Source organism: Bacteroides intestinalis, assembly GCF_003464595.1.
Lineage (GTDB): Bacteria > Bacteroidota > Bacteroidia > Bacteroidales > Bacteroidaceae > Bacteroides > Bacteroides intestinalis_A.
This window is the reverse complement of sequence record NZ_QRZF01000011.1, coordinates 15268-36442: the sequence shown is the minus strand read 5'-3', so window position 1 is coordinate 36442 and position 21175 is coordinate 15268. Positions and strand designations below refer to the sequence as shown.

The 21175-nt window shown below is 44.8% G+C and carries 16 protein-coding genes and 1 pseudogene; 7 read left to right on the top strand and 10 right to left on the bottom strand.

The window, feature by feature from the left end; all coding sequences use genetic code 11:
* Positions 1-49: 49 nt before the first annotated feature.
* Positions 50-3169 (top strand): ATP-binding protein, encoded by a 3120-nt coding sequence (locus DWW10_RS15705; RefSeq protein ID WP_118421788.1) that lies wholly within the window; start codon positions 50-52, stop codon positions 3167-3169.
* A gap of 144 nt (positions 3170-3313) precedes the next feature.
* On the opposite strand, the gene DWW10_RS15700 is transcribed toward DWW10_RS15705, so the two are convergent.
* Positions 3314-4213: a helix-turn-helix domain-containing protein gene (locus DWW10_RS15700; protein ID WP_118421787.1), complete on the bottom strand. Its 900-nt coding sequence runs from the start codon at positions 4211-4213 to the stop codon at positions 3314-3316.
* Between the two features lie 178 nt (positions 4214-4391).
* On the opposite strand from DWW10_RS15700, the gene DWW10_RS15695 reads away from it, so the two are divergent.
* Genes DWW10_RS15695 through DWW10_RS15675 form a run of 5 tightly spaced genes read left to right on the top strand, consistent with a single transcriptional unit; the run spans position 4392 to position 10327 of the window.
* Positions 4392-5654: a TolC family protein gene (locus tag DWW10_RS15695; RefSeq protein WP_118421868.1), complete on the top strand. Its 1263-nt coding sequence runs from the start codon at positions 4392-4394 to the stop codon at positions 5652-5654.
* A gap of 22 nt (positions 5655-5676) precedes the next feature.
* Positions 5677-6579 (top strand): HlyD family secretion protein, encoded by a 903-nt coding sequence (locus DWW10_RS15690; protein ID WP_118421786.1) that lies wholly within the window; start codon positions 5677-5679, stop codon positions 6577-6579.
* Positions 6580-6603: 24 nt separating this feature from the next.
* The gene (locus DWW10_RS15685; protein WP_029428179.1) at positions 6604-8064 is read left to right on the top strand and encodes an ATP-binding cassette domain-containing protein; all 1461 of its coding nucleotides are present in this window, start codon (positions 6604-6606) and stop codon (positions 8062-8064) included.
* Positions 8065-8092: 28 nt separating this feature from the next.
* Entirely contained in the window at positions 8093-9196 is a 1104-nt protein-coding gene (locus DWW10_RS15680) for an ABC transporter permease (RefSeq protein ID WP_118421785.1), read from the top strand.
* A 12-nt stretch (positions 9197-9208) separates the two neighbouring features.
* Positions 9209-10327 (top strand): ABC transporter permease, encoded by a 1119-nt coding sequence (locus tag DWW10_RS15675; protein WP_118421784.1) that lies wholly within the window; start codon positions 9209-9211, stop codon positions 10325-10327.
* Between the two features lie 2 nt (positions 10328-10329).
* On the opposite strand, the gene DWW10_RS15670 is transcribed toward DWW10_RS15675, so the two are convergent.
* The 3 genes from DWW10_RS15670 to DWW10_RS15660 all read right to left on the bottom strand — a co-directional run bounded on the left by DWW10_RS15670 (position 10330) and on the right by DWW10_RS15660 (position 14648).
* Positions 10330-12333, bottom strand: a complete 2004-nt coding sequence (locus DWW10_RS15670; protein ID WP_118421783.1) for a tetratricopeptide repeat protein — start codon at positions 12331-12333, stop codon at positions 10330-10332.
* A gap of 181 nt (positions 12334-12514) precedes the next feature.
* Positions 12515-14431 carry a hypothetical protein gene (locus tag DWW10_RS15665; protein ID WP_118421782.1) on the bottom strand — a complete coding sequence of 639 codons (1917 nt, stop codon included), beginning with the start codon at positions 14429-14431 and terminating at the stop codon, positions 12515-12517.
* A 4-nt stretch (positions 14432-14435) separates the two neighbouring features.
* Entirely contained in the window at positions 14436-14648 is a 213-nt protein-coding gene (locus DWW10_RS15660) for a hypothetical protein (protein WP_029428174.1), read from the bottom strand.
* Between the two features lie 166 nt (positions 14649-14814).
* Between DWW10_RS15660 and DWW10_RS15655 the strand changes: the two genes are divergently transcribed.
* Positions 14815-15957 carry an acyltransferase family protein gene (locus DWW10_RS15655; protein WP_022210263.1) on the top strand — a complete coding sequence of 381 codons (1143 nt, stop codon included), beginning with the start codon at positions 14815-14817 and terminating at the stop codon, positions 15955-15957.
* A 91-nt stretch (positions 15958-16048) separates the two neighbouring features.
* Here DWW10_RS15655 and DWW10_RS15650 read toward each other — a convergent pair whose 3' ends face one another.
* The 6 genes and pseudogenes from DWW10_RS15650 to DWW10_RS15625 all read right to left on the bottom strand — a co-directional run bounded on the left by DWW10_RS15650 (position 16049) and on the right by DWW10_RS15625 (position 21173).
* A complete protein-coding gene (locus tag DWW10_RS15650; protein ID WP_007214301.1) occupies positions 16049-16477 on the bottom strand; it encodes an Hsp20/alpha crystallin family protein in 429 nt (142 codons plus the stop codon).
* Between the two features lie 276 nt (positions 16478-16753).
* Positions 16754-18316, bottom strand: coding sequence for a glycoside hydrolase family 43 protein (locus tag DWW10_RS15645; protein WP_118421781.1), 1563 nt, complete (start codon positions 18314-18316; stop codon positions 16754-16756).
* Between the two features lie 22 nt (positions 18317-18338).
* The gene (locus DWW10_RS15640) at positions 18339-18806 is read right to left on the bottom strand and encodes an alanyl-tRNA editing protein (protein ID WP_118421867.1); all 468 of its coding nucleotides are present in this window, start codon (positions 18804-18806) and stop codon (positions 18339-18341) included.
* Positions 18807-18863: 57 nt separating this feature from the next.
* Positions 18864-19243: pseudogene (locus DWW10_RS15635) on the bottom strand (GxxExxY protein).
* A gap of 78 nt (positions 19244-19321) precedes the next feature.
* A complete protein-coding gene (locus DWW10_RS15630) occupies positions 19322-19720 on the bottom strand; it encodes a hypothetical protein (RefSeq protein ID WP_259320494.1) in 399 nt (132 codons plus the stop codon).
* Positions 19721-19874: 154 nt separating this feature from the next.
* On the bottom strand, positions 19875-21173 hold the full coding sequence (locus DWW10_RS15625) for an HlyD family secretion protein (RefSeq protein WP_118421780.1): 1299 nt from the start codon (positions 21171-21173) through the stop codon (positions 19875-19877).
* Between the last annotated feature and the right edge of the window lie 2 nt (positions 21174-21175).

Below are 21175 nucleotides of genomic sequence, written 5' to 3'. Positions count from 1 at the left end.
AATAAAACAAGCAAAATATTTCGCATAACATAAAATTCTTCTGGTACAGATGAAAAAATATCTTCTACTTCTGTTTTTCTACCTCTTGTCTGTAAATTCGGCTTTTGCACAAAAAGATGCGATAGATGGTAAAAGTTATATCCTTTGTATAAACTCATATACGGAAGCGTCTCCCTGGAGTAGCCGGCTCATTTCCAACGTTACGGAATTTGTTCAAAAAGACCCTGAGATTACTCTCTACGTGGAGCATCTGAATATGCTGCTGGTTGAAAATGATTCCATTCTGGAAGAATCCAAACGCAATATATTCGATAAATACAAAGGCCGTTCTCCGCGCATGTTGCTATTATTGGGAAATTCGGCATTGTTGTTGCGGGATGAATATAGAAAAGTTTGGGGAGACATTCCTATTGTGCTTTGTGCACAGGAAGATTATTTGGATTCTTATGAAGCTTATATTCACAGGCAACTTTCTACGCCGGAAGAGCGAACTCCACTTTCTTATTTGGCTGATCCCTATAATTTGGTATATCTGTATGCCGATTTGTTTATTACGGAAAACATTCGTCTGATGAAGCAGATGATACCCGGTATGGAAAAGTTTATATATATAGGCGATGGACGTAAAGTTAATCAGGATAATTCCATACTTATCCAGAAAGAGCTGAAAAAGAACTATCCGGATATCAAGTATCAATTTTGGTCTGCTGAAGATATAACAACCAACCAGTTGTTGGATTCCCTGTATTTCGTAGACTCTAAAACGACGGGAGTTCTGTTCGCTTCATGGTTCTACAAGTACACATTCGGTGGTAATAGCATGTTAGCTACTAATTCCCATAAGCTTATAGCTGCTACTTCCGTTCCTATCTTTTCTCTTAGCATGGTAAATATAACCAGTGGAAAAGAGGGTATGTTAGGTGGATATACCTACAACCAGGCGAATTATGACGAGAGATTGATTCAAACCATCTCGGAGGTATTGGAAGGCAAGCAGGCGCGCCATATTCCGTGCTATATACCCACAGATGGAGCACCTGTCATTAATTATGAGATACTGACACGCGATGGCCTTTTTCCTGCCGCATGTCCTGCCAATACCCGCTTTCTGAATAAACCACCTACATTTTGGGAACATTATCGGTACTTCATTTTGGGAACTCTCTTTTCTATTCTGTTTCTTACCCTGCTTTTCCTCTATCGTATTCGCAGTCTGAATGAATTAAAGAAAGCACAGCAGAATGAGATAGATGCAATGGCTACCTATAAGATGCTGGTGAACAACATGCCTTTGCTCTATATGCAGGAAGAACTGGTGACTGATAAGAATGGCAATCCCATCGAACTGATTTACCGGAATGTAAATTCTGAATTTGAGAAACAGTTTTATCGCAAAGAAGAGGTCATAGGCAGAAAAGGGAGTGAAATATTTCCTGAATCCATGCCCGAATTCCTGCACTTCACTAAGATGGCGCTGACCGAGAAAAGAGCCATTACATTCCCTTACTATTTTAAAGCCATCGATACTTTCTACGATGTGGTATTGAAAGGAACCCGCCAGGGAAATATGATTGATGTCTTCTGTCTGGACAGTACGGAACTGCACAAAGCACAGCAAAAGCTGAGTGCTACCAACAGTAAGCTGGCGATGGCTCTTGATATTGCCAACATTGTGCCCTGGAAGTGGGACCTGAAGAGTAAAACGATTCTATGTGATATCAACAGACCGATTGAACTGAGCACTGACGAACAGGAAGTGGAAGATTCACAACTATCTGTGCCCGATTCCCAGTATTTCTCTAAAATCTTCAAGGAAGACCGTGAACGGGTGAAACAGGCTTACCGGGACTTGATAGAAGGACGGGTGGAAAAAGTGAAAGAAGAATACCGCATCATTGACGTACAGAAAAACAATCTGCGCAAGGTGGAATGGGTAGAGGCGCAGGCAGCTGTAGATTCCCGCGATGAAGGTGGAAATCCCTTGACTTTGGTGGGTTCGTCTCTTGTCATCACCAACCGGAAGAAGATGGAGCAGGAACTTACTACAGCCAAAGACCTTGCCGAAGAATCCAATCGCTTGAAGTCGGCCTTCCTGGCCAATATGAGCCATGAAATCCGTACTCCATTGAATGCTATTGTCGGTTTCTCGGGGATATTGGCATCTACCGAAGAAGAACAGGAAAAGCAGGAATATGTCAGCATCATCGAGAACAATAATACTTTGTTGCTGCAACTCATCAGTGATATCCTTGATTTGTCGAAGATTGAGGCGGGAACGTTGGAGTTGAATTACTCTAATATAGAACTGAATGAACTGATGAGGGAACTGGAGCGCGGTTTCTTGTTGAGAGTGAAGACGGACGCAGTGAAACTGGAATTTGTGGAGCCTGCCGAGCCATGTATGGTTCATACGGAAAAGAACCGTTTGTCGCAGTTGATGATAAACCTTGTGACGAACGCCATTAAGTTTACCGAAAAAGGAAGCATCCGTTTTAGCTATGAGATGCGGGAGAATGAATTATATTTCTATGTAACCGATACCGGATGTGGAATCCCCAAAGATAAGCAGCAAAACATTTTCGGGCGTTTCGTCAAACTGAACTCTTTTGCACAGGGAACCGGACTGGGACTTTCTATCTGCCAAACGCTGATGGAGCGTATGGGTGGCAGAATCGGTGTAGAGTCGGAAGAGGGGAAAGGTTCGACTTTCTGGTTTACGCTTCCTTACAAACCGGCAGTGAAGGAGGATAAAAAACAGACGCCCAAGAACATTCAACCTGTTTCGGTAGAGAGGAATAAACTGACCATACTGGTTGCAGAAGATAATGCAAGCAATTATAAGCTTTTTGAATCCATCCTGAAGTACGACTATCATTTGATTCATGCCTGGGACGGTATGGAGGCCGTAGAGATGTTCCGAGAACATAATCCTCAGATTGTATTGATGGATATCAATATGCCTGTAATGGACGGATACGAGGCTACCCGGGAAATCCGCAAGTTCTCCGCAAAGATTCCTATCATTGCCGTTACGGCCTTTGCCTATGCTTCGGATGAACAGAAGGTGATGGAAAGCGGATTCGATGGATATATGCCCAAGCCTATCAATGCCAAGTTGTTGAAAGCGCAACTGATGGATATCATGCAGAAGCGGATCATCTTGTTATAAGATGAAAGTTTCTCATTTTCAGTTGAATGTTTTCCAATGCTGTGTTTCAGCCCTTGCGATGCCACACTTCGTGGGTGCTGATGCCACACTTGGACGAACGTGAAGTGTGGAGTTTGCCCTGTTTAGCTGTGGCATTTGCCCCGCTCAGGTGTGGCGTTTCTTTTGATATTCTGCCGGTGTCATCCCCGTCATCCGTTTAAAGAATTTGCTGAAGAATGACGGATTGGGAAATCCCAGTTCATCCGAGATTTGGAATACCAACAAGTCACTGTGTTTCAGCAGCACTTTTGCTTCAAGAATAATGGCTTGGTTAATCCACTGCATTACCGTCTGCCCGCTTACTTCACGAATAACAGTGCTCAGATAATGAGGAGTCAGGCACAGTTTGTCTGCATAGAAACTGATGTTACGTTCACGTTTACTGTGTTCATTAACCAACCCGATGAAGCGGCGGAATACTTCTTCTTGGCGTGAGAGCTGCAATGGGGCGGACTCTTCATTTTTTGCATGTATATACCTTATATTATAGAGTAATGCTATAATCAAGTGTTGTACCACTTCTCGGCGGAATGGAACTTTGTGTACGGTATCCCATAACATTGAAAAGAAAGCATCGATTTGCTGCAATTCTTCCTCTGTGGGCGAAATAAAAATGCCATGCTTTGTGTACGAATCCGTCAGTGCGCTTCCCTGTGCGATGGGCAAAAAGTTATTATCGGGAACAATGACCTGAAAGTCATAATCCTCACTGATTTCCACAATTTCTATCAGTGAGTTGAAAGGACTGATAATAATCATTGGTTCCTTTACCTTATATTCTATCAGATTGATGGAAATCCGTGCTTCTCCTTTCAGTATCCGGATGATCCGGCTTTCTCTGGTACGGTAGGGCTTCCCTGTGCTAAAGAGGATGCTATCCATCTGGGCAAAGCTGACGACAATTCCGATATCGCGGTTGATAAAGCGGAAACTGTTATTGTTTACGATGTTCTCATTACTCAGCAGCTCGCCAAGTCCAAGCTCCATAGGTTTGCTCTTTTCCATATCCTTTTCCTCCTTTAACTTATCTATATCTGTGGCAAAGATAAGAAAATAGCGGGTTTTCCTGTCTTTTAATACTGGTGATCGAACAAATGGAACATCATTACACACAAATAGAATGTATACATATACTTTTAAGCTCTATCTTTGCGTCCTATAAAGAAATAAACAAGAAATGTATATGGAAATGAAACGAACTATTCTCTCTTTTTCCTTTGTTCTTGCGGCAATGCTGGCACATGCGCAACTCACGCTGGAGGGATGCCAACACTCGGCACAGACCAATTATCCGCTGGTGCGGCAATACGGTCTGATAGAGAAAGCCCGGGAATATAATCTTGAAAATGCCGGAAAAGGTTATCTGCCGCAGTTCACCCTTTCAGGAAAGGCAACCTATCAAAGTGATGTTACAAAACTGCCGGTGGACATTCCGGGAATCGATATGAAGAGTATGCCCAAAGATCAGTATCAGGTGATGTTGGAAGTGTCGCAGAACATCTGGGACGGTGGAGATATCCGTTCCAAAAAGCAACTGACCCGGGCTACCTCGGAGATAGACCGCGGGAAACAGGAAGTGGATATGTATGCACTGAATGACCGTGTGAATCAGCTATACTTCGGCATCCTGTTGCTGGACGAACAGTTAAGGCAGAATCAGCTTTTGCAGGAAGACTTGGGACGCACTCATCAGCAGGTGTCCAACTATATGGCAAACGGCATTGCCAATCAGAGTGATTTGGATGCCGTAAGCGTGGAGATATTGAACACGAAGCAGAAACGCATTGAACTGGAATCTTCGCGACAGGCCTATCTGAGTATGCTCTCTATCTTTATAGGAAAGGAAATCGCTTCCGGAACTACATTGGAGAAGCCCGCCGATACTTTTGAATCTACTTCATTGGTGAACAACCGTCCGGAACTTCGCTGGTTCGATGCCCAAGGCGGGCAATTGAACGTACAGGAATCTTCATTGAAGACGCGCTTCCGTCCCCGCTTCGGGCTGTTCGTGCAGGGAGCTTACGGAAATCCGGGATTGAATATGCTGAAAGACGATTTCTCCGCATACTATGTAGCGGGAGTCCGTATGTCGTGGAACTTCGGTAGCCTCTACACGTTGCGCAATGATCGCAGGCTGATAGATAACAACCGCCGTAAATTGGAGACCAGCCGCGATGTGTTCCTGTTCAATACCAACCTGCAATCTACCCAACAAAGCTCGGCCATCCAGTCCATGCGCCGACAGATGGTAGATGATGATGAGATTATCCGTTTACGTGTTAACATCCGTAAGGCCGCCGAGGCTAAAGTGGAGAACGGTACGCTGACCGTGACCGATATGCTTCGTGAAATCACAGCCGAGAACCTGGCACGTCAAACCAAGGCTTTGCACGAGGTGCAGTTACTGATGAACATCTGGAATCTGAAATATACATTGAATAATTAAAGGCATAAAAATATAGATCATTATGAAATCAAGGAATTTACTGGGACTTTGTTCCCTATTGGCCCTCTTTTCCGCTTGTGGAAACGGTGCCCCGAAATATGATGCAACAGGAACGTTTGAGACTACGGAAGTGCTTGTATCTGCCGAAGCGTCGGGCCGCCTGCTTTATTTCGATATCGAAGAAGGAATGTTGTTGAAGGCCGGTGAAGAAGTCGGCGTAGTAGATACCGTACAGCTCTACCTGAAGAAGCTGCAACTGGAGGCAAGCATTAAATCCGTCGAAGAACAGCGTCCTGATATCCTGAAACAGGTAGCCGCCACCAAAGAACAAATATCTGCCGCCCAACGCGAACGGAACCGTGTGGCAAACTTACTAAAGGTAGGTGCGGCAAACCAGAAACAACTGGATGATGCGGAAGACCAGCTTGAAGTGCTCCGCAAGCAACTTGTTGCGCAGAACTCTACCTTGTCCAACAGTCACCAGAGCCTGACGTGGCAAAGTTCATCCGTCGGTATTCAGGTGGCACAGGTGGAAGACCAATTGAAGAAGTGTCACATCGCCTCTCCGATAACCGGCACTGTACTGGCAAAGTACGCCGAAGCGGGAGAACTCACAGCTATGGGCACTCCGCTTTTCAAAGTGGCCGATACGGAACAGATGTACCTTCGTGCTTACATCACCTCCGAACAACTTTCGCAGGTAAAGCTGGGACAGAAAGTAACCGTCTTCTCCGATTACGGCACCGATGAGCACAAGCAGTATCCGGGCGTAGTAACCTGGATTTCGGATACCTCGGAATTTACCCCGAAGACTATCCTGACTAAGAATGAACGTGCCAACCTGGTGTATGCCGTGAAGATTGCCGTGCACAATGACGGGCTGTTGAAGATAGGCATGTACGGGGGAGTGGAGTTTAGTGATTAACGGTTAGTGATTAGTGATTAATTTATGGAACATGCGGTTGTTGTAGATAACGTTACCAAGAAATATGGGGCGGTGGAGGCGTTGAAGGGTGTTTCCTTGACGGTTCCTTCCGGAGAGTTGTTCGGCATTATCGGGCCTGACGGGGCGGGGAAGACTTCTCTTTTCCGTATCCTCACCACCTTGCTGCTTCCCGATAGTGGAAATGCTTCGGTGTGCGGTCTGGATATAGCGAAGGATTATAAAGAAATTCGTCGTCGCGTAGGCTATATGCCGGGACGCTTCTCCCTCTATCAGGACTTGACGGTAGAAGAAAACCTGAACTTCTTTGCTACTGTTTTCCATACCACCATTGAGGAGAATTATGAATTGGTGAAGGATATCTACCAGCAGATAGAGCCTTTTCGCAAACGCCGTGCCGGAGCTTTGTCCGGAGGTATGAAGCAGAAACTGGCGTTGAGTTGTGCGCTTATCCATAAACCGGATGTGCTTTTCCTCGATGAGCCGACAACAGGGGTAGATCCTGTTTCCCGCAAGGAGTTTTGGGGGATGCTTCGCCGGTTGAAGGAACAGGGCATCACCATCATAGCCTCTACGCCTATTATTGATGAGGCACGCCAATGTGACCGCATTGCCTTTATCAATGAGGGGCAGATACATGGGATAGATACTCCGGAACGTATTCTGAACCAGTTTGCAAGCATTCTTTGTCCGCCGGGACTGGAACATGGCAAGGTGGAACAGAAAGATGAGTATGTCATCGAAGTGGATAAGCTCACCAAACGTTTCGGCAATTTCACGGCAGTGGATCATATCTCTTTCAAAGTCCATCGTGGCGAGATATTCGGCTTCCTGGGTGCCAACGGTGCCGGAAAGACTACGGCAATGCGCATGCTTACCGGGTTGAGCCATCCCACAGGAGGCACGGCCCGCGTAGCCGGTTTCGATGTTGCCACACGGACGGAGGATGTGAAAAAGAATATCGGCTATATGAGCCAGAAGTTTTCTCTTTACGAAGACCTGAAAGTGTGGGAGAATATCCGGCTGTTTGCTGGGATTTACGGCATGGCAGAAGATGAAATAGCCCGCAAGACCGATGAACTTTTGGAACGCATCGGGCTGAGTGCCGAACGTGATACGCTGGTAAAAAGTCTGCCGCTGGGCTGGAAACAGAAACTTGCTTTCTCCGTTTCCATCTTTCACGAACCGAAGATCGTCTTTCTGGATGAGCCGACGGGTGGGGTAGATCCTGCTACCCGTCGCCAGTTCTGGGAGCTTATTTATCAGGCTGCCGACCGGGGAATCACTGTCTTTGTCACCACCCACTTCATGGATGAGGCCGAGTATTGCGACCGTATCTCTATCATGGTGGATGGCGTGATCCGTGCTCTCGATACGCCCGATGAACTGAAACGGCAATTTAAGGTTGCTACGATGGATGATGTTTTCCAGCAGTTGGCACGGGAGGCGGTGCGTACGGCGGATTAGCCGATTCATAATATAATTAGTAAGAACAATGAAACAATTTATAGCTTTTGTCCGAAAGGAATTCTTCCATATCTTCCGCGACAGGCGAACCATGCTGATATTGCTGGGTATGCCTGTGGTGCAGATTATCCTTTTCGGCTTTGCCATAACCACGGAAGTGAAGAATGTCCGTGTCGCCATTCTCGACCCGTCGAACGATGTTGTCACCCGACGCATTATCGACCGCTTGGATGCGAGTGAATATTTCTCCGTCACCACGAATCTGAATACTCCGGACGAGGTTGAGAAGTCTTTCAGACGGGGAGATATTGATCTGGCAGTCATCTTCAGCGAGCAATTTGCGAATCACGTTTATACCGGAGATGCTTGTGTACAGTTGGTGGCCGACGCTACCGACCCCAATACGGCAACCACACAGACCGGTTATGCCGCCAATATCATATCCTCTGCCGGACGCGAAATGCTTCCGGCGGGAATGCAGGTTTCCACTATTGTTCCCGAAGTGAAGCTGCTTTATAATCCGCAGATGAAGAGTGCCTACAACTTTGTGCCGGGTGTGATGGGACTGATCCTAATGTTGATTTGTGCCATGATGACTTCCATATCCATTGTTCGGGAGAAGGAGACGGGAACGATGGAGATACTGTTGGTTTCTCCGGTGAAGCCGCTATTCATTATTCTTGCCAAGGCAGTTCCTTACTTTGTGCTTTCGTTTGTCAACTTGACAACGATTTTGCTGCTCTCGGTCCATGTGCTCGATGTTCCCGTGGCGGGTAGCTTGTTCTGGCTGATTGTGGTATCGCTGCTCTTTATTTTCGTTTCCCTGGCTCTGGGTTTGCTGATATCCTCGGTGACGCGGACGCAGGTTGCTGCCATGCTTGCATCGGGATTGATACTGATGATGCCTACCATGCTGCTCTCCGGTATGATATTCCCCATAGAGAGCATGCCCTTGCTGCTCCAAGGCATTTCGGCCGTACTTCCTGCCCGCTGGTACATTCAGGCTGTGCGGAAGCTGATGATCGAAGGAGTGGACATTTCACTGGTATTGACGGAAGTCAGTATTCTTGCTGTAATGGCGGTTGCGTTGATTACGGTTAGTTTCAAGAAGTTTAAGAACCGATTAGAATAGGAGAGTGGTGGTATGATAAAGTTTCTGATAGAAAAAGAATTCAAGCAGTTGCTCCGTAACTCGTTCCTGCCGAAGATGATTCTTATCTTCCCTTGCATGATTATGATACTGATGCCCTGGGCGGCAAATCTGGAGATAAAGAACATTAACCTGAACATTGTGGATAATGACCACAGCGTCCTTTCGCGCCGCCTTGTGGATAAGATCGGTGCATCCACCTATTTCCGTACAACGGCCCTTCCTGATACTTACAATGAAGGATTGCGCTCCATCGAAATCGGTTCGGCAGATATTATCCTGGAGATTCCCCGCGATTTTGAGAAGAGCTGGGTGACGGGCAACAGCCCCCGCCTGCTGGTTGCCGTTAATGCGGTGAACGGTACAAAGGGAGGATTGGGCGGCTCGTACCTGTCTTCCATCATTAATGACTATACCCGTGAGTTGCAATCGGAATCACCGACAAAGGCAATGTCTGCCGGGATGGGATTGCCCCGGATCGGTATTTCAACGCAGAATCTGTATAACCCGAACCTGAATTACAAGCTCTTTATGATTCCGGCATTGATGGTGATGTTGCTGACAATGATTTGCGGTTTTCTTCCGGCGCTCAATGTAGTAGGTGAGAAAGAGGTGGGCACTATCGAGCAGATCAATGTAACGCCTGTCTCCAAACTGACGTTTATTCTTGCCAAACTGATACCGTATTGGCTGATAGGTTTCATTGTGCTTACGATATGTTTCTTTCTGGCATGGCTGCTCTATGGCATTCTTCCTGTGGGGCATTTTGTGACGATATATCTTTTTGCAGTGGTCTTCCTGTTTGTAGTCTCCGGATTCGGTCTGGTGATTTCCAATCATTCCGCTACGTTGCAGCAGGCCATGTTCGTCATGTGGTTCTTTATGCTGATACTGATGCTGATGAGTGGCTTGTTCACTCCCGTACACAGTATGCCGGAGTGGGCACAACTAATTGCCGCACTCAATCCGCTGAAATACTTTGTAGAGGTGATGCGTACCATTTACCTTCGGGGTGGTGGTATTGTGGAGTTACTTCCACAGTTGGGAGCATTGATGGCCTTTGCGGTGTTCTTTAATCTGTGGGCGGTGAGGAGTTATAGAAAGAGTAGTTGAAATTACTCTTTCATAATCCTTTTGATTTCCGCATCCAGCGAAGCTTTCTCCGGGATATTGAGTTTCGGCCTTAACCGATAACGTATCCTGGTGACGCTGGCGGAGGCTATACCTAATATCCGGGCTATTTCTTCGGTGCTTTGGTTGAGCAGAATGAGCATACACAGCAACTCTTCATTCTTGGTAATATTGGGACACACATCGCGCAGGCGGATAAGTGCCGTAGGATAAATGCCGGAAAAGGCGACACGGAATTCAGCTTCTTCTTTGGGTGTCAGCATAGTGGGAGACAGAGTTTCCATAAGCTTGTTGAGTTCGCTTCCTGATTGGTTTGAGGTTTGTATTTCGGCCAGTTGCCTAAGCAGTTCCTGGTTGTGTTCATGAAGTTCATGGCGCGATTCAAGAATTCTTTTCAATTCCTTTTCCTTTTTATCCAGGCGGATGGAGGTGATTTCGAGTTCCTTTTCGTCCAGTTGATGATGTAATTTCAGAGATCGGTGTCTGTTCCAGAACCAGGTGGCCAGGAGCAGGATAAAGAGGATGGATGCAATTGTGCCGATGGTATATGTGCGGATAACACTGTTGCGCAAGGCTATGCCTGCTGTGAGCAGACTATTTTCCTGTTCCACCTTCTCCGTCTCGTAGCGTATATGCGAGGCTATGGATTCACGAATGGATTTCCCATGAATTACAGAGTCGATAATCATATTATAGCGGGGGAGCAGTTCTTTTGCAGCTTTCATCCTGCCGGTACGGTGGTAGCTGTCGAGCAGTAACCGGTTGTTGTGATTCTCTGTTTCCATATCTCCGCGGGCTTTGGATAAGCTGACGGCTTTTTCAAGCAACGGGATGGCTTCTTGGTATTTTTCGGCTCTGTACATGGCATTTCCGTAGCCCATGTAATAATCCAGCAGCATATAGCCGGGCACTTTATCTTTTATTTCTTCATAGTGCGTCAGGACTTTCGGCAGGGAGTCCGGGAACTGGGCTTTGGCATCCAGCTTTTCCATCTTTACACGTATTTGTCCGCGCGGATTGGTGGCTCTGATGTAGAAGCTGTCGGCAAGGTTGAGCGCGAGGAAGGCTGAGTCGATGAGGCCCATTCTTTTATAAATCAGGGCTCTCCTTTCGTACAGGCTTGCCGCCATACCCCAGGTCTCGTTATCTTCACGGAACAGGCGGAGTCCTTCATTGTTGTAATGCAAGGCTCTGTCGAAGAAGTTTAGTTCGGTGTAATTGCCGCACAGGTTGATTGCGGCGAGCATTGCCCCACGCGGATTCTGCGATTTATTGCTTTGTTCCATGACTTCTTGACAGAGGCTGATGCCTTTCTGGAACTCATTCTTCCGGATGTAGATGTTTGCCAGGTTAGCCATGGCCTGCGGATAGAGTCCGGTGTCATCGTATGCTCCGTTTCTCATAGCTTCGGCGGCTCGCAGCAGGGTGGGTTCTGCCCGTGTTTCGGTGGAGTCGACGGCCATATAGGTGATTCCGGCGGCTATGGTGCAGAAGAGTTCACTGGAAGGATCATCATTCTCGTTTATACTCATGGCTTGATCGAGGAGTTGGCAGGCTTCGGTACGGCGGCCGAGGGTTTGCAACATTTGTGCGTCGCATACCAAAATCTCGCGTTGGCAATGATTGGATAGTATTGGGTGGTTCATTTTCCTGAGCCGGAGGAAGTGCTCGTGTCCTTCGGCTATTCTTCGGGAATGATTGTATGCGAACATTAAGTGCCTGATTGCGTAGGACATCAGACGGCGGGCGTCGTCAGGTGGTAATCCGTTGGGGTGTTGGTCGCTTTTGACGGGTAGCAGGAAGGCGGAGTCGAGTAGGGAAATAGCGCTGTCATATTCTTTGTCCAGCCGGAACTGATTGGCTTTTGCCAGTATGGCTATACTGTCTGCATGAAATTGCGCAGGAGGATGGGCGCTGCCTGGCGGCTTGTTGCAGCTTACTATGCCGGATACGAGAATGATTAGCGGGAATATAAAATACTTGTTCATTTTGTTTGGGGTACTTGTATAGGTCTCAAATATAAGTAAAATGGGTGGGTTAATAAAAAGATAAATTGAAAATGTTAGGAAACTGATAATAAGGGAGTTTATTACCGGGAGTTATCGTATTCTTTTCTAACTCCCGGTAATTTGATGAATTTCCTGTTATTTGGGACAGGAGGGTTTGGAGTTAATGTTCGTTTTCATCATCGATAGTGGGTGTCCAGGCGGGATCGCTTCCAATCCATTGGGATTGTTCACCAACACTTTCGTTGCAGGAATAAGCAGTACTGTTTTTAAGATGTCCTATCAAATATCCAAGTCTCACAGTTTCTTCAGAAGTAACATTAAAATCTGTCGTTAGATTCCGGCTTAGATGGCATTTTACTAATTCAGTAAGTCCGCCAATTCCTCCAATATCAACAGATGAGAGGCTGTGTCCGGTAATGGAACCTTGATTGCAGCATCCCAAAACCTTTCCAATAAGATATCCGCCAATTCCACCTACCGATACGGCATAATTCGTATTTGAACGTTCTGTATTAGAGAGTGTAATGGAAGAAGTATTTATACAATGTTCAGTTTCATTTGCGGTAGACCTGTTTCCTCCCACTATGCCCCCAATATAAACTATTCCACCTTTACAACCTATATTGGTTTTTCCTATTGAAGAACAATTTTTGATGTTAGCTGTTGTATGTCCAACGATACTACCTATGTGTAAGTGACCATAATCAAGGCTTCCATCTGATATTTGCATTTCTCCCGACATGGTACAATTATGAACTGTCATTGTTTGCGCATATCCATTTCCAATGACACCACCTACACCAAAATTTGCATAGCTTGTTCCTTCTGGTGATGCAAAGGACCATGTAACATTAGCCGCTATATGGATATTTTCTATCAACATACTACTTGTAGTTGTCAGGTAACCAAAGAAGCCGAAGTTCTTTAAATCATCAGAAAAACTTCCTTTTAATTCGCCGCTTATGGTATGTCCGCCACCATCAAAGTTTCCACTAAAAGGCTTGGCAGATGAAATCCCTATTGGCGTCCATGTATCAGCCGTGACTTTTATATCAGTAGTCAGTTTAAAGAACTTATCCAAGTAGGCTTCTCCCGCTTCTACTTGTTCAATCAAATATTTCAAGTGTCCGGCACTCTCTATCAGGTAAGGGGTATCTTTCGTACTACCTTTATTATCACTCTGATCCCAAGCTTCGCTCATTACATCATTATCGAATATATCAGCAGTTCCATAGCCATCTGCTGCTCCATTTATAAAAGTAAGCTCCGAATTATAAACCTTGCCTGCCTCATAAGGAAAATCTCCATTAAAAGAAACCGTATAACTATAAACCATCCCGTCGTCGCCTGTCACGGCAAGAGCCAGTTTCTCTTTCAATGTGGAAGGAAGAATGGCCATGTAAGCAGTGAATTTTTTGCTACTGGCACCGGATATAGCCGCAGTAAGCTGTTTGGCAGTAGTGACATTGCTTTCATCGCTTGCTTTCTGGGAGATGGCTATACCGGCATCATCCTGTGTGCTTAGAGTGATGTATTTAGGAACAATGCCATCAGGAAGAGTTACCTCAAACTTCAGAACAGCTATTTTATGCTTAAAGCCTATTTCCGAAATCTCCGTACCGGAAGCAGTAGTCTGTGCAGTCATAAAGTTGTAACCGGACAGATGGGCAAAAGGAGCGTTTGCATCGATAACTTGCCCTATAACATTAAAGTAGCAATCCTCCCATCTTTTCTCGGCTTTTGATGCAGGAAAGAAAGCATGCTGGGCATCCTCAACCGCATTTCCTGTGAAAGTAGCAATCTTGCCATCACCATCAGTAGGTCCTGTCGTAGTAAAGACCTCAGTCGTAGTACCATAAAGTTTAAAGGCATCATTTGCCGTCCACCTTAGTATCAGGCCGTTAGCACCATCCTCTTCATGGCTTATACGGGTGATAGCTCCGCCTTGTGTGACGGTAACGGATATTTTTTCTTTTCCCCTGACAGAAGTATCCTCTTTTATAACTTCATCCTGGGTACATCCCATTAATACCAATAGGAATACTGCAAAGAAAGGTATCGCATTATTTATTTTCATAGTTTTATTTTTCAAAGGTTAGTATATCGTTTATCAAGTCTTCCAATTCGCTTATGCTACTTGAACTGTAGCGTTGGGTAGATCTTCGGGAACTGCTTCGACCAGGCATACCAGGGTTACCACCGGGCATATTGCTCAATGCCATTACACCCTCACTTTCCATTTCTATGATCTCTATTTGCGGAGTCACATACTTTGCTTTTCTCTCTTCTTTCATATTTCCTTTTTTAAAGTTGATAGTCATCTTGTATTTTGATAGCAAAACTAACGATTCCACTATTAGAGAAGCCAAATCAGGACTGTACAATTCAATGTACAATTGCGTGGTTTATTCCACATTTTATCCTACTTTTGCATCCAAATTAATTATATCTGATATCCTAATGAACACGCAGACAACTTATCTCGCCTCTAAGCCGCATTATGAAATCCTGGATGGATTACGTGGAGTGGCAGCTGTTATGGTCGTAGCTTTCCATCTTCTTGAAGCACATTCGGGTGGCAACCATCTCGCACAAATCATTAATCACGGCTATCTTGCCGTCGACTTCTTCTTTATGCTTTCGGGCTTTGTAATCGGTTATGCCTATGATGACCGTTGGAACCGGATGAGTATCGGCACTTTCTTCAAACGTCGTGTCATCCGCCTGCATCCTATGGTAATTATGGGTAGCATTATCGGTGCCCTTTTCTTTTTCCTACAGAAATCCCCCTGCTTTCCGAATATGGATAATGTATCGGTAGGAACAGTTCTGATAATCATGCTTTATGGCTGTACGCTGCTTCCCCTTCCTTTGAAGTGGGACATTCGCGGGTGGACGGAAATGCACCCGTTGAATGGGCCGGCATGGTCACTCTATTATGAATATATCGGCAATATCCTGTACGCATTGTTTGTTCGTAAGTTCAACAAGGTTGCTTTGTCCATCCTTGTTTTTCTGGCAGCCTGTGCCACCTTGCATCTCTGTCTTACGGCACCCAATGGTGATATCGTGGGCGGATGGGCATTGAATTGGGAACAGCAGTATGTGGGCTTCGTCCGTTTGCTCTATCCGTTCTTTGCAGGCTTGCTGCTTTCACGTCTGGGCTGGCTCATACGGGTAAAGAAACGTGCATTCTGGTGGTGTAGCCTGATGATTGTGATAGTTCTTTCCGTTCCCCGTATTGGCGGTGAAGATGGCTTCTGGATGAACGGACTCTACGAGGCACTTTGCATTATCTTTATCTTCCCGGTCATTGTTTCGATGGGAGCCGGTGGCAAAGTAACGGGAAAACGCTCTGTAGGTATCTGTAAGTTCCTGGGCGATATCTCATATCCCGTTTATATCACTCATTATCCGCTGATATACACATATACAGCCTGGGCATGCAATAATAATGCGACCATCACCGAAGGTCTTCCTTATATGATACTGACCTTTGTCGGAGCTTTTGTTCTTGCTTATGCCTGTCTGAAGCTCTATGACGAACCGGTACGCAAATGGCTGACCAATCGCTTTCTGAAAGGAACGCGTAAGGCAAAATAAATACATCCGGAGATATAAAAAGAAACGGGCAGCTTCTCGTAAGAGAGGTTGCCCGTTCTGGTTAATACATCTGTTGGGTTCACCGGAAACCTTATTTCACTTCAATGGATTTCTTGTTCTTCTGTTTTTCTTCGGCTGAGAACTTCGGTAGATTGATGTTCAGCACGCCATTTTCTACTTGTGCTGCAATCTTTTCCTTGTCCACATTGTCCGGCAATATCATGGTCTGTTGGAACTTAGAGTATGAGAATTCGCGACGCAGATAGCGACCGTCTTTCTTTTCCTCCTTGTTTTCAGTCTTCTTTTCCATGCTGATAACCAAATTGTTGTCTTCGTCGATATGAACGTTGAAGTCATCTTTGGTCATTCCCGGAGCAGCCAATTCTACTTTGTACTCCTTTTCCGTTTCCAGCACGTTGATAGCCGGAGCGGTTGCATTGGCTTTTTCCATCCATTCGTTATCAAAGAAATCATTGAAGATACTTGGTAACCAATTTTGAGTTCTTCTAACAGGCATCATAATTTTAGTCTCCTATCCTTTAAGTTAAACATTCGGTTAGTTCTGAACTTCCGGTCTTGGACTGCTTTCGGGAGCCGTTTCTTAATCACTCCCATGCAGTTTCTGAACCGTTGTTCACAAACATAATCGCAAAACGTATGCCAATTGATTTTAGTTTCGCTGATTAACAAAATGTCACTAAAGTTCTGACAAAATTACTTGTTTTATGCCGTTTTGTACATTTATTATATAAAATTGCTTTCGAATACTATGAATGTGAAATGTTTCGCCTCCGGCTTATTCGTTTCCTTGATAGTCGAAATAATCAAAGTCAGCCTGTGTCTTTGAAGAAGCGGATACGGCATACAAGCCCAATATGATACCGGTAAATCCGCCGGCAGTTTCGGTACTGAGATAGCGCGTATTCATCTTGGCTATTTCCTGGAACTTGTTTCCGGCGGTGGAATAGCCGAATAAATAGAACTCATTATTCCCTTTGACCTGAAGCTGCACTTTTCTTTGGGGGATATTGATTTCCTTTTCTATATGTTTCAGTTCTCCCAACTGATATCTCAAGACGATAGACTGCTGTCCCTTAGCATCCTGCCTTATAAAAAGGTCATAGTGCGAATGATTCTCCATGAATACCGTTATTCCGGCTTCGTCCTGTGGTTGCCCTTTCTGTAGTTCAACGGATGTTGCGGCTGTGAAGTCGATATGTTGCTGTCTGCGGCCGATGAAAGTGGGAGAGTCCATACTGTTCAGATTGACGGGAGTTGCTTTCAATCGGAGTGTCTTACCGTTCAGGATGTAGTTCTCCTGTTTGGGATTGCGCAGATAGATCCATTCCGGTCCCAGTTTCTCGGTGTTGAAGGTAGTGCGGGGAGCTTTCGAGTCAAAAGGTTGCTGTGGAAGGGTGGGGACATCCATCTGTAAGGCTATGGTTCCATCTCCATTTACCACAGGCCAGGCATTCTTATCCCATCGTACAGGTGCGATAAACGTTTCGCGCCCCAGCAGATGATGTGAGCCGGTTTGCGGGCGGAATGCGAGACATACCATCCACCACGAACCATCGTGGGCTTCTATCAGATCGGCATGACCGGTTCCCTGTATCGGACTGTTCTGTGCGTTTTTGTTTATATGCGTCAGGATGGGGTTGGCGGGATTACCTTCATACGGGCCGTCAATATCCCGGCTACGGGCAATAGTTACCTTATGCCCATATTCAGTACCTCCTTCCGAAATCAGCAGATAATACCAACCATCTTTCTTATAAATATGTGGCCCTTCCGGATGGCGTCCGCCCGTACCGTTCCAGATACGTTTGGATTCGCTTAACTGTTCTCCGGTCATCGGATTTATTTCGCACAGGTAGATGCCTACATCTGGATTGCTGACCAAATAGCACTTTCCATCTTCAAAATAAAGGGATGGATCAATACCTCCTTGCTTTATCCAAACAGGTTCTGACCATTCACCACATGGGTCAGTGGTGTGAACCAGGAAATTCCCCTTGTCCGAAACATTGGTGGTAATCATGTAAAACACTCCCTCATTGTATCGGATGGTAGGGGCATAGATTCCGCCCCATGTGCCGGCATTGGTTAACTTTACCTGTGATTCCCGTGTCAGGCAATTCCCTATCTGTTCCCAGTTGACCAAATCCTTACTATGAAACAGGGGTACTCCGGGGAAATAACAGAAACTACTGTTGACCAGATAATAGTCTTCGCCAACGCGGCAAACACTCGGGTCCGGATGGAAGCCCGGAATGATTGGATTTTGATATCCTTGTTGGGCATGTGAGAGATTTGCCAGTCCCATCATAATAAAGATGGATAAGATGATTTTCTTCATATATGTGCCTTTTAAAATGATATTATTGCAGTTTGAAACGCATTCTCCATCGTTTGGCTTCTTCATTCCAGTCGTGGCTGATGACTTTGAAGGTTCCTACTTCAGAGGTGTTTTTTACGTGCGTTCCCAAACAAAGACATTCATCATAATTGCCTACTTTCACTATGCGTACGGTTTCCGAAGCATCTTCAGGCAGTCGTTTCAAGTCAAAGCGTCCTTGTGCTTCTTCCTGCGTGATGAATTCTGTGGTAACATCCAATCCTTGCGCAATCACTGCATTTACATCTTCTTCCAGTCGTTTTACATCTTTTTCGGTAGGAGCAGTTTCCAAAGCATAGTCCAGCTTACTTTTCTTTCTCTCTATATGTGCGGATACTGACCGCCCACAACCGAAAAGATTCATCATGGTACGGTTGACTATATGCTCGCAGGTGTGCATGGGTGGGTATTCCTGTTTGTTGTGGTCGTTGAGTTGAATTTGTTGTTCCATAATAGACATTCTTATTTTTTAGACATAAGAACAAAAGTACAAATTTTTTTTTATGAGTTATTCTTTATGTTTATATTCTCTGAATTTTCTTTTTATTTCGATACGTTCACCTCCAAAGTTTATTAATAAGCCATGATCTGTATTAGTGGCAGTTAAGTAATTTACTAGTTGGGTTTCATGTATTGGAATAAGATTTTGAACAGCTTTAAGTTCAATGATGATTTTTTTTCTACAATTATATCTGCTCTGAATTCTCCTACAACTATATTCTTATAATATACATTTATAGGGGCTTCTGTTTCTGCATCAATTCCTTTCTCTTTTAACTCAATTACCAATGCTTTTTGGTAAACAGCTTCAAGAAAACCAGCGGCAAGGTGCATTCTTACATTATATGCACACTGAATAATCGTTTTTATTAAGCTCTCTATTTCCATTTCTCAAATATTTTTGTTCTTATGTTCTTTTGTCTTAATAAAAAGATAATATGTCTCATTGATGTACCTTATACCATGTCAGTAATTTATGGGTAGGTCTTTCTTGCCCAAGAATAAGTTGATTGCTTTTTGGGAAAGGATATAGGGTAATGAGGCGAACATCACTACCGACCGTATAAACTCCTTGATATTTTTCTTATTTGTTTTTCGTAACCAAATATGTGTCAGACCTTCTACATGTTCAGGAGGAAGTTGTGCTAATACATTTTTTATATCATCTATTGTTATAGGGAAATAGAAGTCTTTGGACGGATTCTCTACCATATAGATTGGTAACTCGTCGAACTCTGATGGTTTTAATAATGAGTGTTTTCTTTTTACAATATTATCTTTCAATTTGGGCCATCTTCTTCCGCCTTTGACGTCTCCAAAGGTACGACTCTTTTTCCAGGCTGTTTGTTTTCTGCTTTGTCTCATAATTATTCTCACCATCTATTTAGGTCGATACCTACAAAAGTAGCTATAACCAATGAATTTTACTAACTTCTTTCTTTTTTCTTTAAACAAAATCCTCTTGCAAAAGCGCTTGTGAGTCTTACAAGTACTTTTATACAGCGCAACACATACATAATTAAGATAAATACTTCTCCCACAAGTAACGCAACGGTCCGAACAACCTCCTGGTCACACTCCGTTCATCCGTCATAACTTCCGCAATTCCGGTTAGTTCACCTTTAAACTCCAATACTTTCCCATAAGACGTCCGTAAATCTTGTGGTAAGCTTACGGTTACGGTATACATGCTTTTATCATCTGTCAGTAGAGAGACGGATACCACTCTTCCCGTCAGAAATCCGAATTCCATATAAGGATATCCTGTCACACTGATATTTACCCGTTGTCCGGGTTTCACTTTGCCCGAACCGTTAACGGGTAGCTTTATCTTGCCGATAATATCCCCAGTCTGCGAGGCCACGATGGAGAAAACTTTATCGCTGCTGTTCACATTCTGATTCTTTTGCCATACATCGTTGTAAGATAGTATGCCATTTGCCGGACTAATGAAGAGATATGTCATTTTCCAGTCCTCAATACCTACTTGTAGCTCATTGTAAGCAGCTTTTAATGTTGCTACTAAGTTGTTAGCCTCCCGGCTTCGTTCCATTTGAGTTTCCAGAATATTTTGTTGCAACTGTGCTTCCTGTATTTTGGCGGATGAGAGCGAAGTCATCATTTGCTCTTGTCCCTGCTGCTTGTTCAGAAATGCCTGTTTAGCCTCTTCATAGTCCGATTGTGCTGTTAGTCCTTCACCAAAAAGTTTCTTTTCCCGGCTGTGTACAGTCTCAGCTATACGTACCTGTTCCTTATCCAGTTCTGCCTGACGATTCAGATGTTTTATATAGTTGCGATATTCCTGCAATTCCTTGCGAGTTGCCTCTATTTTCTGTTCGTAAAGATCTAAAGACAGGAAATTACGATAATCTGTCAGGCTCTTGATAAATGTGGCATAGGCCGCCTGTACACTGCCCAAAGCTAATTGCTCGGGAAATACAGTGCTGTGTATGCAACTATCTGTCAGGCAGAAATCCTGCAAGATTTTTTCCAGTAGTAAAACATCCTTTGTCTCTGCCGGATTTTCCAGTACGGCAATGATCTTACCGACTTTCACCCGTTCCCGGTCTTTGCCATATACTTCCTTTATTTTCCCATTTCCCCGTGCCACTATCCACAAGGGTGGATGCTCCGTAGTGACCGTAATTTCCGCACTCACTACATCCGGATACTTAAAGAAACATCCTCCGATAAAGAACAGGGCCAACACAGTGAAGAATACTGTGATTCCCCACCTTACCAGCGCATGTGGCGGACGTGTCAGTATCTCCTGCACCTCCTCACATCTCAGTTCAATATCTTTTTCTTCTTTTTCCATGC

What these genes read in the sequence shown, in the direction of transcription:
- DWW10_RS15630 (WP_259320494.1), bottom strand. Translation starts at nt 19,720, where the DNA reads ATGAGACAAAGCAGAAAACAAACAGCCTGGAAAAAGAGTCGTACCTTT.
- DWW10_RS15640 (WP_118421867.1), bottom strand. Translation starts at nt 18,806, where the DNA reads ATGGAACAACAAATTCAACTCAACGACCACAACAAACAGGAATACCCA.
- DWW10_RS15705 (WP_118421788.1), top strand. Translation starts at nt 50, where the DNA reads ATGAAAAAATATCTTCTACTTCTGTTTTTCTACCTCTTGTCTGTAAAT.
- DWW10_RS15665 (WP_118421782.1), bottom strand. Translation starts at nt 14,431, where the DNA reads ATGAAAATAAATAATGCGATACCTTTCTTTGCAGTATTCCTATTGGTA.
- DWW10_RS15650 (WP_007214301.1), bottom strand. Translation starts at nt 16,477, where the DNA reads ATGATGCCTGTTAGAAGAACTCAAAATTGGTTACCAAGTATCTTCAAT.
- DWW10_RS15655 (WP_022210263.1), top strand. Translation starts at nt 14,815, where the DNA reads ATGAACACGCAGACAACTTATCTCGCCTCTAAGCCGCATTATGAAATC.
- DWW10_RS15645 (WP_118421781.1), bottom strand. Translation starts at nt 18,316, where the DNA reads ATGAAGAAAATCATCTTATCCATCTTTATTATGATGGGACTGGCAAAT.
- DWW10_RS15700 (WP_118421787.1), bottom strand. Translation starts at nt 4,213, where the DNA reads ATGGAAAAGAGCAAACCTATGGAGCTTGGACTTGGCGAGCTGCTGAGT.
- DWW10_RS15690 (WP_118421786.1), top strand. Translation starts at nt 5,677, where the DNA reads ATGAAATCAAGGAATTTACTGGGACTTTGTTCCCTATTGGCCCTCTTT.
- DWW10_RS15660 (WP_029428174.1), bottom strand. Translation starts at nt 14,648, where the DNA reads ATGAAAGAAGAGAGAAAAGCAAAGTATGTGACTCCGCAAATAGAGATC.
- DWW10_RS15685 (WP_029428179.1), top strand. Translation starts at nt 6,604, where the DNA reads ATGGAACATGCGGTTGTTGTAGATAACGTTACCAAGAAATATGGGGCG.
- DWW10_RS15695 (WP_118421868.1), top strand. Translation starts at nt 4,392, where the DNA reads ATGGAAATGAAACGAACTATTCTCTCTTTTTCCTTTGTTCTTGCGGCA.
- DWW10_RS15625 (WP_118421780.1), bottom strand. Translation starts at nt 21,173, where the DNA reads ATGGAAAAAGAAGAAAAAGATATTGAACTGAGATGTGAGGAGGTGCAG.
- DWW10_RS15670 (WP_118421783.1), bottom strand. Translation starts at nt 12,333, where the DNA reads ATGAACAAGTATTTTATATTCCCGCTAATCATTCTCGTATCCGGCATA.
- DWW10_RS15680 (WP_118421785.1), top strand. Translation starts at nt 8,093, where the DNA reads ATGAAACAATTTATAGCTTTTGTCCGAAAGGAATTCTTCCATATCTTC.
- DWW10_RS15675 (WP_118421784.1), top strand. Translation starts at nt 9,209, where the DNA reads ATGATAAAGTTTCTGATAGAAAAAGAATTCAAGCAGTTGCTCCGTAAC.